This is a genomic window from Pseudomonas sp. TWR1-1-4, from assembly GCF_049897165.1.
GTDB lineage: Bacteria > Pseudomonadota > Gammaproteobacteria > Pseudomonadales > Pseudomonadaceae > Aquipseudomonas > Aquipseudomonas canadensis.
Genome location: NZ_JAFCVS010000001.1, coordinates 923545 through 937128, shown reverse-complemented (window position 1 = coordinate 937128; position 13584 = coordinate 923545). Strand labels below are relative to the sequence as shown.

10 protein-coding genes are annotated in these 13584 nt (G+C 60.4%); 6 read left to right on the top strand and 4 right to left on the bottom strand.

Annotation, left to right across the window (positions count from 1 at the left end; all coding sequences use genetic code 11):
* Positions 1-199 precede the first annotated feature (199 nt).
* Complete coding sequence (locus ACP7C6_RS04400) at positions 200-3640, top strand: hypothetical protein (RefSeq protein WP_311893305.1); 3441 nt, start codon at positions 200-202, stop codon at positions 3638-3640.
* Positions 3641-3735: 95 nt separating this feature from the next.
* Here the strand turns inward: ACP7C6_RS04400 and dsbG are convergent, their stop codons facing one another.
* From dsbG to dsbD, 3 genes are read right to left on the bottom strand one after another with little or no spacing between them, the layout of a single operon-like run.
* The gene (dsbG, locus tag ACP7C6_RS04395) at positions 3736-4497 is read right to left on the bottom strand and encodes a thiol:disulfide interchange protein DsbG (protein WP_311893304.1); all 762 of its coding nucleotides are present in this window, start codon (positions 4495-4497) and stop codon (positions 3736-3738) included.
* The gene (locus tag ACP7C6_RS04390) at positions 4473-5315 is read right to left on the bottom strand and encodes a TlpA disulfide reductase family protein (protein WP_028617289.1); all 843 of its coding nucleotides are present in this window, start codon (positions 5313-5315) and stop codon (positions 4473-4475) included. The genes dsbG and ACP7C6_RS04390 overlap by 25 nt, the downstream gene beginning before the upstream one ends.
* Entirely contained in the window at positions 5316-7043 is a 1728-nt protein-coding gene (dsbD, locus tag ACP7C6_RS04385; RefSeq protein WP_426108306.1) for a protein-disulfide reductase DsbD, read from the bottom strand.
* Positions 7044-7204: 161 nt separating this feature from the next.
* On the opposite strand from dsbD, the gene ACP7C6_RS04380 reads away from it, so the two are divergent.
* The 5 genes from ACP7C6_RS04380 to ACP7C6_RS04360 all read left to right on the top strand — a co-directional run bounded on the left by ACP7C6_RS04380 (position 7205) and on the right by ACP7C6_RS04360 (position 12060).
* Positions 7205-7885 (top strand): response regulator, encoded by a 681-nt coding sequence (locus ACP7C6_RS04380; protein ID WP_028617287.1) that lies wholly within the window; start codon positions 7205-7207, stop codon positions 7883-7885.
* A complete protein-coding gene (locus ACP7C6_RS04375; RefSeq protein WP_426108305.1) occupies positions 7882-9204 on the top strand; it encodes an ATP-binding protein in 1323 nt (440 codons plus the stop codon). Before ACP7C6_RS04380 ends, ACP7C6_RS04375 begins: the two co-directional genes overlap by 4 nt.
* 123 nt (positions 9205-9327) lie before the next feature.
* Positions 9328-10095 (top strand): N-acetylmuramoyl-L-alanine amidase, encoded by a 768-nt coding sequence (locus ACP7C6_RS04370; RefSeq protein WP_426108304.1) that lies wholly within the window; start codon positions 9328-9330, stop codon positions 10093-10095.
* 263 nt (positions 10096-10358) lie between these two features.
* On the top strand, positions 10359-11753 hold the full coding sequence (locus ACP7C6_RS04365; RefSeq protein ID WP_305382096.1) for an aspartate aminotransferase family protein: 1395 nt from the start codon (positions 10359-10361) through the stop codon (positions 11751-11753).
* An 82-nt stretch (positions 11754-11835) separates the two neighbouring features.
* Positions 11836-12060: an MbtH family protein gene (locus tag ACP7C6_RS04360; protein ID WP_028617283.1), complete on the top strand. Its 225-nt coding sequence runs from the start codon at positions 11836-11838 to the stop codon at positions 12058-12060.
* Positions 12061-12242: 182 nt separating this feature from the next.
* On the opposite strand, the gene ACP7C6_RS04355 is transcribed toward ACP7C6_RS04360, so the two are convergent.
* Positions 12243-13580 carry an amidohydrolase gene (locus tag ACP7C6_RS04355; RefSeq protein ID WP_426108303.1) on the bottom strand — a complete coding sequence of 446 codons (1338 nt, stop codon included), beginning with the start codon at positions 13578-13580 and terminating at the stop codon, positions 12243-12245.
* Between the last annotated feature and the right edge of the window lie 4 nt (positions 13581-13584).

The following is a 13584-nucleotide window of genomic DNA, read 5'->3' as shown; positions in this document are numbered from 1 at the left end:
TCAAGGCGACGCTTACTTCGGCCCAAGAATCTTCACCAGCTTCTCCGGCGACGGTGCCCCTTGCTGTTGCTGCAAGCCACGCGTCAGAACTGTCAATTCTGACAGTATACGGGTCTGGATTGAGAGCGCTTACTAGGAGAACCCCACCGCCTGTCAGGTCTGGCTGGGGGCATATCTTCTGGAACACGGAGTTCTTCTCATGGCTAAGCAAACCCCAACCCTCGAAACTTCATCAAGCGCTGACAATACACCAAAGCCGAAAAGCGCAGAAGCTCAAGCATCCAAACTGGAAGCGATTGAAGTAAATGCCCCGCTGATTTCCAGCGAGGTGGATGCAACCATTGTTCCATCCCGAATGGTTGGCTCATACCTGACCGTCGATTCACGTATGGACAGCTCGGATATCACCGTCAGGTTCAGCGCGGAGGACCATAATGGAGCTCCGGTGCCTGGACTGGAATTTGAGGACGTTGTGGATTCAAGTGGTAACTCTGGCGCCAGGGAGATCAAGATCCCCTTGGAATATCTAACGAAGACGATGGGGTTCACGCTCCTCATTTCGTACTCAGGACGAGTGCAAGGGCAGCACTCTGTTTCGCTGGTCAAGAAAGTGGGTATTTCGTTTTATTCGGCGAGCGAAAGTGGAGCGCTCGCACCTCATTTACTTCACGAAAAAATCCTCCACAACACGGCTACCTATGACATGCACGATCACACGGGCGATGAGATCGTACGTGTGCCAGTCCCACCTCTTGCCAAGGCAGGAGACAAGCTTTACTGCACAGCTGCTACAGAGCAAGACGCGGCTAAGCACGTTTTCTACACCGTGGTGTATGGTTATGCGTTAACGACTGCTGATGCAGTTGCGGGCAATGTACTCAGCTTCTCAATTCGCCGTGGTTGGTTGGCGCGCCGTAAACCCTGGAAGTCGCTCACCCTCCAATGCGCCTGGATCACTAGCGGTTTGCCGGCTCAACCTCCGGCTAATGTTCCTCCTCACCTTGAGACGCAACTGCCTAGAAATGCGCTGGAAATTCAACGTCGGCGCACGGCGGCTTTAATTGTTGATCCTGCGTTGGACCTCAAGGCCCCCCATTTACGGCAGTCGGTAGAATACAACGGTGGCTGGTGCCTTAACCCTGAACTCACCAAAGACGGCGGGGATGTAGACACGCCCGATTTGGATACGTATGCGGGCGACCGTGTATGTTTCTTTGTGAACGCGCCTGGTTCCGAAGCCGAACCGCTGGGCTGCGTGACCGTTGAAAAGGAGGGGGATCTGGCGTTTGCCAAACTGCCGTCCTGTACCGTTGCCGATTTGTTCAACAAGTCAATGACGCTGACCTACAGCGTTGCCTTCAATGAATCTGAACAGCCATCACCGCCGCAGGTGGTCAGCGTTTCAGTGCCCCAGTTCACCCACGCGGTTATTGAAGAGGCCAATGACGACACGGTGAACCTCAACATCTTCCCTGGGGATGCAACAGCTACAGTGCCGGTATGGGCGTATGCCAAATGCTCGAACTGGTGTTGGATGTGGGTTACGGGGGAGGGTGAAGACGGTAGCGTTTCCCGGTTCGATATTTTGACGGGGGTTCCTGTCACAGACAATTGGAAGACGCATGGGGTCGACACCCCCATCCGCAGGAGCGATCTGGAAACGCTGGCCGATTGCAGCAACTTTGAACTGCACTTCGCCGTGGGTTTCAAGGCCGAGGATCTGCTGGCGGCTTTCGAGTTCCCAGTTAAAACCTTCCATATCAGTCAGCACAACCCGGAACTTGACGCGCCGAAGGTATGCCAGGCGTCGGGCACGGTACTCAACCCAATCAACGCTCGGGACGGCGTGACCGTGCGCGTGCAATACCTGGGAATCAGCCCTCGGCATACGCTTGCTGCCTGTTGGAAAACTGCTCAGGGTGCCTGCTGGCCGTCGCCGGCTAAACCTGGCAATAGCAATCCGGGTTATGTTGACTTCGAACTGCCGTTCGAGGCTGTTATCAGGAGCATCGGTAAAACTGTCGTACTCCATTACTCAATGACCAGCACCTGTAAGCAACTGACGTCCAACAACCTTGAATTGGATGTCTTGGTCCCGGCCCATTGGCCGACGCCAGAGGTAGTACAGGCTACCAAGTTGGTCCTGAATCTGGGTACATTCCCTGGCAATGCCAATATCAGCGTCGCTCACTGGACGGGGGATATTCCCTACATGCTTGAGGGTCAGAAGGTCTGGCTCGAAGGCCTCGGTATTCGCGACGATGGCACCGAGCTCAAGATCAAGGTCTTCGAGGGCGAGCCCGTGACGGCCGACCAAGTTGGTAAGGGCGTTGCGTCGATTCTGCAGCGGGCCGAGCTTGAAAAACTGGCCGATGGTAAAGCGTTGACCTTCAACTGTAAGGTCACCCTTGATGGCAGTGATGATAAAAACACGGCAGTGAGTTTCCCGCCTCTGGTACTCACTGTCGTGCAGGAAGACCTGGTCTTGCGCGAGCCCGAGGTCTTGGAAGCCCAGGACTCGCAACTGGTTATCTGGAATGGCCGGGAGGGTGTTACGGTCCGGGTGCAATACGACCGGATCAGTACGCGGCACACCATCTCTGTGTGTTGGAAACGGCCAGACGGTACCTGCCTGCCATTATCGCCGAAGCAGGGCAATACAGTGCCGGGGTATGTCGACTTCGACATTCCACGAGAGGCCGTGATTCATGGGATGAACAAAACGGTGCCGATCAATTACACCGTGGTGACGGACACAGGTAGAACGTTTTCTTCACCTACTTCGAACCTGAAAATCACTAAACCAACACGCTTGCCCACACCGGTCGTCGAACAGGCCACGCCACGCGCTACTCAATACGGCGTTCTGGATCTGACGAGCTTTTTGGGTGATGCTTTGATCACGGTTGAAAAATGGTGGTTTGCGCTGCCGGGACAATTCGTCTGGCTGAAATGCACAGGTACTAAAAAGGAGGGAGGCAGTCATACGTTCTACTTAGCGAATGGCAGACCACTCACCCAGGCGGAGGCAAACGATGGACTCTCTTTGACGATGAGTCGATCAGAGCTAGAGTTATTAAAAAATGAATCTGCCCTTACAGTCACTTGCATCGTGGCAGACGATGCCAACGAGCATGGAGCTGATGTCGTCATGTTTCCGGTGTTGAACCTGGTTTTTAAACGGCAACTGGTCTGTCAGGTGGAGCGTTTCGAAGGTTTGGCGTTGGGGACTTTTGCTGCGGGAGGCAGTATTCAGACGTCCCTGATGAAAATAACCTTTCAATCCGGATCGGGGGTGGCGGGTATCGTCACTTTTGGCGATGATAGCTACTACTCAGGTAAGCACTTTGTCATGTGTGAGAATTCCGATCATCAAGATCCACCACAGTTACATCGGTTTGATTTCAGTCGTGAACTGGAATCTGTCAGGTTCAGTTGGGCATGGAAACAACGACCAGCGACCGTCACCTTTTATGATCGCGCCGGTAATGTAGTCCAGGAACAGACCTACCCTGACGATTGGCGAGGCGGATTTTGGGTCGAATTGGTAACGTCGCCTGGCACCGCTGTTGCGTGGATGACAGTTCTTGTACAGGATTACTCGTTTATCGATAACTTCAGCATGTGCTATCGAGAGTAAACCATATTCGCTAATTCGCCGTTGGCGGATCCCATGATTCGTCGTTCACAGAGAGTGCCCGCTCAGAGCGGGCATTCTCTTGACTAATGCAGGTGTTACCTCGGCCCAAGAATCTTCACCAGCTTCTCCGGCGACGGTGCCCCTTGCTGCTGCTGCAACCCACCCTTGTCATCCAGATAGAAAATCGCCGGCGTCGCCGACAACTCCAACTCGTCCATCAACTTCATGTTGTTATCAAGCTTGGCCTCGATATCCGCCGGAATCTTGTCGAGTGCCTGCAACTTGCTGCCCTTGCCAGCGGCTTCATGCTCTTCCAAGGCCTTTTGCGGGTCCTTGGCGGCGAACAGCGCGGCGGATTTGCCTGGGCTGTCTTCGCGGATGATGCCGACCATGATGTGGCGCAACTGCACCTTGCCGGCTTTTACCCACGGGCGGGCCTGTTCCCAGAACATGTTGCAGTAGGGGCAGTTGGGGTCGCTGAACAGGTAGACGATGCGTGGGGCTTTAACGTCGCCGTCCTGGATCCAGCTGCTTTTTTCCATCTTGGCCCAGACTTCCTTGGCCATCGGCGCGTATACCAGTTTCTCCAGAGGCGCGCTGCTCAGGTCGTTGCCCTGGGCGTCGTACAGGTTGCCGGCGATCACGCTTTTGCCGTCGGCGGTCAGGTACAGGGCCATGCCACGGTTCTGGTACTGGGCGGCGTAGCCGGTGAGGCCGCTGGGGGCGTCGAACTTGCCGAGGATTTTGGCGCCCTTGGCTTCGATCTGTTTGATCGGCGCCGGCCAGTCTTCGGCCTGGGCCAGGGTGGCCGCAAGCGTCAGCGGCAGCGAGATCAGCAGGTGGCGGAGGCTTGGCATGTCGGTTTCCTTATTGTGGCGTCGAAGGGTTCCATGGCACGGGCCAGGCTGGCCTGGGACAGTTCACCGAGGTGACTGTTGATCAGGCGCCCATCGGCTTGGTAGAACAGGGTGGTCGGTAAGGCCATCGAGCCAACGGCCTGGCCGAGGCGGCCGCTGGCGTCGAACAGCACGTTGTCGAGGGTCAGGCCTTGGGTGGCGAGGAAGGTGCTGACGCTCTGCATGCTTTCGGCCTGGTTGACGAACAGGAAGGTCACGTCGGGGCGTTGATGCTGGGCACGTTCCAGCACCGGCATCTCGCGACGGCACGGCGGGCACCAGGTGGCCCACAGGTTGATCACCAGCGGGCCGCCTTTGTAATCGGCCAGTTGCACCACGTCGCCATTGGCGTTGCGCAAGGTGATGTCCGGCAGTTGCGAGCCTTTGTCGTAGAGGCTCAGGGACAAACTGGTCAGGCCCCAGAACACCAGGCCGGTGATCACCCCGGCGCCCAGCGGCTTGCGCAGGGCCGGGCGGCGCCAGCCGTAGAGCAGCGCACCCAGGATCAGCGCGATCACACCCGGCCAGGCGAGGAAGCCGCCGTCACGCAGGTCGACCATCTGCAGCGGAGCGTGGCTGTAATCACTCCAGTACATCAGCACAAAGCTGACGCGGGCCACCAACATGCCCAGCAGGAACAGGCTGAACAGCACCGATTCCGGGTTTTCACCACCACGCTTGGCCACGCGCCAGCCCACCAGGGTGGCGAGAATCAGCGCACTGATCAGCAGGATGTGATTCAGGGCGATGGCGAAGGTGCCGATGGTCAGGGTCAGCATTCAGAGGGCGTCCCGTGTTTGCGTCCAGCGTTGCAGGAAGGCGGCGGCATCCACTTCGCCGGTGATGCGTTGGGCACGGCGTTCTTCACCGTCCGGGCCGATCCACACGAAGCTCGGAGGGCCGGGGACTTTATAGCGGCCGAGCAGCTCGCGGCTGGCGGCGTTGTCGGCGGTGACGTCCAGGCGCAGCAGGCGTACGTCTTTCAGGGCAGCCATCACCTCGGGTTTGCCGAACACCTGTTTTTCCATGATCTTGCACGACACACACCAGTCAGCGTAATAGTCCACCAACACCCACTGGCCTTGGGCCTTGGCGCTGTCGAGCTGGCTTTGCAGCACGGCGGGGTCGCTGATGGTCATGAAGGCGTCGTGGGCGCTCGGCGCGGCGGCGGTCCGCGAACCGCTGTAGACCTTCAACGGTTGCCACAGGTCATCGCTGCCACCGGCTGCGCCCACCACCAGTACCGCTCCCCACAGGCCGAGCACCAGGGAACCGGCGCCAAACACCTTGGCGGCCAGGCCGTATTCGCGGGCCAGGGTCCAGCCGCAGTAGGCCATCACCAGCGCGAGCGTGCCCCACAGGCCGATCCACAAGCTTTCATCGAGCACCGGACGGATCATCAGCACGGCGGTGCCGAGGAACAGGAAGCCGAAGATGCCCTTGAGCACATTCATCCAGGTGCCTGGCTTGGGCAGGAAGCGATTGCCCACGGTCACCAGCAGCAACAGCGGAATGCCGATGCCGATGCCCATGGCGAACAGGATCAGGCCACCGTGCAGCGCATTGCCGCTCTGGGCGATGTACAGCAGGGCGCCGGCGAGTGGTGCGGTCATGCACGGGCCCACCAGCAGGCCGGACAAGGCGCCGAGAACTCCCGCGCCGACCAGGCTGCCGCCGCTTTGCTGGCGGCTGACGTTGTCCAGGCGGTCACGCAGGAAGGCCGGCAGTTGCAGTTCAAAGAAGCCAAACATCGGCAAGGCGAGGATCACGAACAGCGCAGCGAAACTGCCGAGGATCCATGGGGTTTGCAGGAGCGCGGCGAGGTTGGCGCCAAGCAACGCAGCCAATACGCCGAGCGCGGCATACACCAGCGCCATGCACACGACGTAGCTGCTGGCCAAGGCAAACCCGCGACGCGGGCTGGCGCCACTGCCTACCACCAAACCGGCGAGAATCGGCAGCATCGGCAATGAACACGGGGCAAAGGCCAACAGCAGTCCCAAGCCAAAGAAAATCAGCAGGCTCCAACCCAGGCTGCGTTGTTGCAGGCCACTGGCCAGACTCTGATCCTGAGCTTCGGCGGTCGCGGCGACGGCCGGGTTGCCGCCCAGGTCCACGGTGATCGACTGCGGCGGATAGCACAGGCCCGCATCGGCACAGCCCTGCCAGCCGAGCTTGACCTGCCCGGTAGCACCAGCCGGGATCTTCACTTCCAGGCCCTGGCGATACACCTCCTGGTCGCCGAAGAATTCATCGGTATGCGCCTCGCCTTGCGGCAACGCGGGCTTCTCGGCCAGGCCATCGAATTTCATGCGTTGCTTGTACAGGTAATAACCGTCGGCAATCTGCCAGTACAGCTGGGTCTCGCCACTTTCAAGACGTTCGGAGGTAAAAGTGAAGGCTTTGCCCACCGGCAGGAAGTCGGGTTTGGTCTCAAACGGATTGCCCGGCGCGGCCTGGGCGAATCCCGCGAACAACACCAGCAGAAAGGTAAACAGATGCCGCATGGTCAAGCCTTAGTTCGATGCAAGTAGGCACACAATGTGTGGCGTTGATTAACCGATGATTAACCACGGCTATTCTAGATTGAGTGTGGGGTGTTTAGCGGCATAATCTGCGCTTAATCCGCTGCCCCTTTAATCTCCCCATCTTTCATGAAGGGTTCACCATGCACGTACTGGTCTGTGAAGACGACAAACTGATCGCCAGCGGCATTGTGGCCGGCCTCACCGCCCAAGGTTTCACCGTCGAACACGTGGCCACGGCGGGTGCTGCGCGCGCGATGCTCAAGGCGGCGACGTTCGACATCATGGTGCTCGACCTCGGCCTGCCGGACGAAGACGGCCTCAAGTTGCTGCAGCAACAGCGCAGCCAGGGCCTGGAGATTCCGGTGCTGATCCTCACCGCACGCGATTCGGTGACCAACCGTGTCGACGGCCTGCAAGCCGGCGCCGATGACTACCTGCTCAAACCCTTCGACCTGCGCGAACTCGCTGCCCGCCTGCAAACCCTGCTGCGCCGTGTGGCGGGACGCAGCGTCAACCTGATCGAACATGGCCGCCTGGCCTACGACCCCAGCAGCCGCGAGACCTTCCTGGGCGGCGAACCGGTGGACCTGTCGCGCCGCGAACAGGCGCTGTTGCAAGCCCTGCTGCACAACAAAGGCCGGGTGCTGTCCAGTGAACAACTGAAGGACAGCGTCTACGGCTTCAACGACGAGTTGGAAAGCAACGCCCTCAACGTGCATATCCACCACCTGCGGCGCAAATTGGGCAATGGCATCGTCGAGACCGTGCGCGGCCTCGGCTATCGCCTGGGCCCTGCGGATGGGGGCGAGGACGCATCGTGAAAAGCCTGCGCCTGCGCCTGACGTTCAAGCTGGGCGCCGCTTTTGTGTTGATCTGGGCCCTGGCGGCAGCCTGGATGCTCAACGATCTGCGCAACCAGATGATGTTCTCCCTCGACCAACGCCTGGTGGCATCGGCGCGCATGGTGGCGGGGCTGACCGAGCAGATGCCGGGCCTGGCCAGTGTCAGTGGCGGCGCGCATTTCCATGGGGCACAACTCAACGTGCCGGGTGGCATGGCGTGCCAGGTCAGTTCGTTGCGTGGCGAAGTATTGGCGCGCAGTCATGCCACGCCGGATGAAGGCCTGGAATCGCGCCAGAGTGGCTTTCGTGATCAGGTGATCGATGGGGTGAATTGGCGCAGCTTCACGCTATCCCGTGGCGACCTGTTGATCACCACCGCCGACCGTCAGGTGGAGCGTGAGGCGTTGAACCTGTCGATTCTGCTGGCCGCTTCGGTGCCGGTGGGTGTGGCAATGCTCGGCTGTCTGTGCCTGTTGTGGCTGGGCATCGGTCAGAGCCTGCTGCCGCTCAACCGCATGCGTGACGCTCTGATGCGGCGCAGTGCGGACTCCCTGGAACCGCTGCAGATCCACCCGTTGCCCAGCGAACTCAAGCCACTGCTCGACACCCAGAACCAATTGTTGCAACGCATCGCCAAGACCATCGAGCGCGAACGCCGCCTGACCGGCGACGCCGCCCATGAACTGCGCAGCCCGTTGACAGCGATCAAGACCCACCTGCAAGTGGCGCGCATGACCGACGGCGCAGCCCGCGACCAATCCCTGGCCCACGCCGAGGAAGGCGCCGACCGCCTGCATCGCACCCTGGAGCAATTGCTGCTGCTGGCGCGGGTGGAGGGCAACCTGTCATTTGATGATGGCATGCACTCCAGTGCCGAGGACGTGGCACGGCTGGCCCTCCAGGATGCCAATGCCGGTGATAACTCGCGCATCGACCTGATCCTGCCGGATAACCTCTCGGTTACCCCGGTGGAAATGCCGGTGGGCCTGGCGGTCGCGGCCCTGCGCAACCTGCTGGACAACGCCTTGCGCCACACGCCGGCGGACACGCGGGTGGAACTGCGCGTATTGATCGAGGCGGATAACGTGGTGTTCTGCGTGCGTGACCACGGCAAGCAGATTTCGTCGGAGGACCTGCAATACCTGACCCAACGCTTTTGGCGCAATGGCAGCAGCGAAGGCTGCGGGCTGGGCCTGGCGATCGTGCAAGCGATCGTGCAGCGCTGCTCCTGCTCCTTGAAGTTCGACAGCCAGCCGGATGGCCTGCGCGTCGAATTGGGCATGCCGCTACGGCGCTGATCACTTTTCTTTCAAGTGCCACATAGTTACCGCCCTCCTGAGGATCAAGCCTTCAGGATGGCGGTAATTTTTTGCGCTTGAACGGGCTGAACGACTCGGCCTGTATTGAAAAGGACGGTTCTTATGTTGGTCATCGATACAAGCTTCCCTGCCAAAGGCTTCAACGAGCGCAACGGCGAACCCGTGCGGCAGGTGATCGTGCATTACACAGCGGTGCCTTTTGGCTCCTCTCTGCGCACCCTGACCCAGGACGGGGTCAGTGCGCACTACCTACTGCCCGATCCAGAGGACCCCAGCTACCGCGCTGCGGGCTATGAAGAACTGCGGGTCTTCCGCTTGGTGGAGGAGGACAAACGCGCCTGGCATGCCGGGGTGAGCCATTGGGCGGGGCGTGACAACCTTAATAGCCGCTCGATTGGCATCGAGATTGTCAACCTGGCGCGGGATGATGGCGGTGTGTTCACGTTTCCTGCCTACGGGGAGGAACAAATCGAGGTGTTGATTGCGCTGGTCCGCGACGTTCTGGGGCGTTATCCGCAGATCGGGCCGACCGACATCCTCGGGCATTCGGACGTGGCGTTCAGCCGCAAGAGTGATCCGGGGCCGCGTCTGCCATGGCAGCGTTTGCATGAGGCGGGGGTAGGGGCCTGGTTTGATGAGGCGACGCGGGCAATGTACCAGCGCCGCTTTTGCCTCGGGTTGCCGCCAGAGGTCGAGGTGGAGCGGGCGTTTCAGCGTTACGGGTATGCGCCTGCGAAAAATCGGCAAGGGTTTCAGCAGAGAACGAGGGCGTTTCAGATGCACTTTCGGCCTCGGGATTACTGCGGGTTTCTGGACGGGGAGACCTGCGCGATTTTGTATGCGCTGAACGAAAAATACCTCGGGCTCTGATGCCGAACGCGGTTCAAATGTGGGAGCGGGCTTGCTCGCGAAGGCGGTGCGTCAGTCGCCACTCCCATCAACTGGCAGATTGCATTCGCGAGCAAGCCCGCTCCCACATTTGGATCTTCATCCATCAGTTAACGATCACAGTCACTAAATCCCTCTCATGCTGGTGCGTTTCCAGAACAGGAAATCCGTGCGCATGCCCCTTGGGCCAGACGCCAGCGGATCGGCAGTTTGGTCACCACATCAGCGTATTGAGGGATCGAGAAATGTCAGTCGCTACCAGCCGTATCGAAGACGCCCAGGTGCATGAAACGCTCTACCAGTTCGACGAAACACCCTTGCTCGCCCGCCAGCGCCAGCAGGAGTCCAACGCCCGCAGCTACCCTCGGCGTATTCCCCTGGCGCTCAAGCGCGCCAAGGGTATTTACGTGGAAGACGTGGAAGGCCGCAGCTTCATCGACTGCCTGGCCGGCGCCGGCACCCTGGCGTTGGGGCATAACCACCCGGTGGTGATCGAGGCCATCCAGCAAGTGCTGGCCGATGAACTGCCACTGCACACGCTGGACCTGACCACGCCGGTCAAGGACCAGTTCGTGCAGGACCTGTTCGGCCTGTTGCCGCCGGCATTGGCGCGGGAGGCGAAGATCCAGTTCTGCGGGCCCACCGGCACCGATGCGGTGGAAGCCGCGTTGAAGCTGGTGCGCACCGCCACCGGGCGCAGCACGGTGTTGTCGTTCCAGGGCGGTTACCACGGCATGAGCCAGGGCGCCCTGAGCCTGATGGGCAGCCTGGGGCCGAAGAAACCCTTGGGTGCCTTGCTCGGCAATGGCGTGCAGTTTTTGCCATACCCCTACGACTACCGTTGCCCGTTTGGCCTGGGTGGCGCGGAGGGCGTGCGGGTCAACCTGCATTACCTGGAAAACCTGCTGAATGATCCGGAAGCGGGCGTGCTACTGCCGGCGGCGGTGATTGTCGAGGTGGTGCAGGGCGAGGGCGGTGTGATTCCGGCGGATCTCGACTGGCTGCGTGGCCTGCGCCGTATCACCGAGCAGGCGGGCGTGGCGTTGATCGTCGATGAAATCCAGAGTGGTTTCGGTCGTACCGGCAAAATGTTTGCTTTCGAACACGCCGGCATCATTCCGGATGTGGTGGTGATGTCCAAGGCCATCGGCGGCAGCCTGCCACTGGCGGTGGTGGTGTATCGCGACTGGCTCGACACCTGGCTGCCGGGCGCCCATGCCGGGACCTTCCGTGGTAACCAGATGGCGATGGCGGCGGGCTCGGCGGTGATGCGCTACCTCAAGGACCACGACCTGGCCGGTCACGCGGCTGCCATGGGCGAACGCCTGGGTGAACACCTGCGCATCCTGCAGCGCGACTTCCCACACCTGGGGGATATTCGCGGTCGTGGGCTGATGCTGGGTGTCGAACTGGTGGACCCGAATGGCCCACTAGACATTCAGGGCCATCCGCCCGTGCATCGCCAACTGGCGCCGTTGGTACAGCGTGAATGCCTAAAGCGCGGCTTGATCCTGGAGCTCGGTGGTCGGCACGGCAGTGTGGTGCGTTTCCTGCCGCCGCTGGTGATCACGGCGGCTGAAGTCGACCAAGTGGCGGACATCTTCGGACGTGCGTTGGCGGCGGCGGTCGCCAGCCTCTAATTTTTTGCAGGCTTGGTACGTTTTTACAGATATCAGTGCTGCGCACGGTGCGCAGCCAGCCTTTTAGCGATGGAGAACAGCAATGACCTCAGTATTTGACCGCGACGACATCCTGTTTCAGGTAGTGGTCAACCATGAAGAACAGTATTCCATCTGGCCCGACTACAAGGCCGTGCCGGAAGGCTGGCGCACCGTGGGCAAGAGTGGCATGAAGAAAGAATGCCTGGCCTACATTGAAGAAGTCTGGACGGATATGCGTCCGTTGAGTTTGCGCCAGAAAATGGACGGGGCTGCGCTCGCGGGCTGAGACGGGTGGGCTTGCTGTGGTGAGCGAGCTTCTGTGGTGAACGGGCTTCTGTGGTGAGCGAGCTTGCTCGCGCTGGAGTGCGAAGCGCTCCCGGCTTTTTAGGGGCTGCTGCGCAGCCCAGCGCGGGGCAAGCCCGCTCACTACAGGTCAACCCTGCCCACCACAGAAAACCATCTCGGCGATTAGTTGGTATAGAGATAATCCGTCGCCAACGACGCCAACGTCCTCACCCCCACCACCAACGCCGACTCATCCACAAAGAACCCCGGATTGTGGTTCGGCGCCGCCTTGCTCATGTCCTGATCCCTGGGCGTCACCCCCAGGAACACAAACAGCCCCGGTGCCTCCTTGGCATAAAACGAGAAGTCCTCAGCACCGCCCACCAGTGGGCCCTGCACCACATCATCCTTGGCCGCCCAACGCAGGCTCGGCAACATCTTCTCGGTCAGCGCCGGGTTATTGATGGTGGGATCGTACTTCTCGATGATGGTGACTTCGGCCTTGGCGCCGCCGCTTTCGGCGATTTTTTCCACGGTCTGGCGCACGTCCGCGTGCAGCTTCTGACGGATACCGTAGTCGTAGGAGCGAATGGTGCCAGTCATATCCACCGACTCCGGAATGATGTTGTAACGCGTGCCGCCATTGATGGTGCCGATGCTCACCACCGACGGGAATGACGAGATATCCGTGCGACGGCTGACCACGGTCTGCAGGCCGACAATGGTCTGCGCGCCCACGGTGATCGGGTCGATGCCGTCCCAAGGGCGGCCGGCGTGGGTCTGTTTGCCGAGGATCTTGATGCGCAAATCGTCCGAGCTGGCCAGGGTCGGTCCAGGACGGTAGGCAATCTGCCCGGCGGGCACGCCGGCCCACACATGCAGGCCGAACACCGCGTCCGGTTTGGGCGCCTTCATCACACCTTCCTGCACCATCATCTTGGCGCCCCAGGTATTTTTGCCGTCGGGGATGAAGTCGCTTGGGCCTTCTTCGGCCGGTTGGAAGTAGAACACCACAGTGCCCGGCAGGCGTTCGCGCATACCGCTCAGGATTTTCGCCGTGCTCAGCAGGATGGCGACGTGGGCGTCGTGGCCGCAGGCGTGCATCACGTCGACTTCCTTGCCCAGGTAGGTACCTTTGGCGTTGGAGGCGAAGGGCAGGTCGGCGACTTCCTTCACCGGCAGCGCATCCATGTCGGCGCGCAGGGCCACGGTGGGGCCGGGGAGGGCGCCTTTCAGTACTGCAACGACGCCCGTACGGGCGACGCCGGTTTTTACCTCAAGGCCCAGGTCGCGCAGTTGTTTCGCAACCAGTTCGGCCGTGCGGATTTCGGTGTTGCCCAATTCCGGGTGGGCGTGGATATCGCGTCGGGTTTCCAGCAGCGCCGGCTCAAGGGCTTTTGCCTGGGTGGCAATTTCCTCACGGGCGCTGTCCTGGCCGCTGCTGGCGGCAATCACGGCACTGCTGGCAACGGCGCACAGCGCGCCGAAAACCCACGGGTGTGTCAGACCGGTTAAACGCATAGGG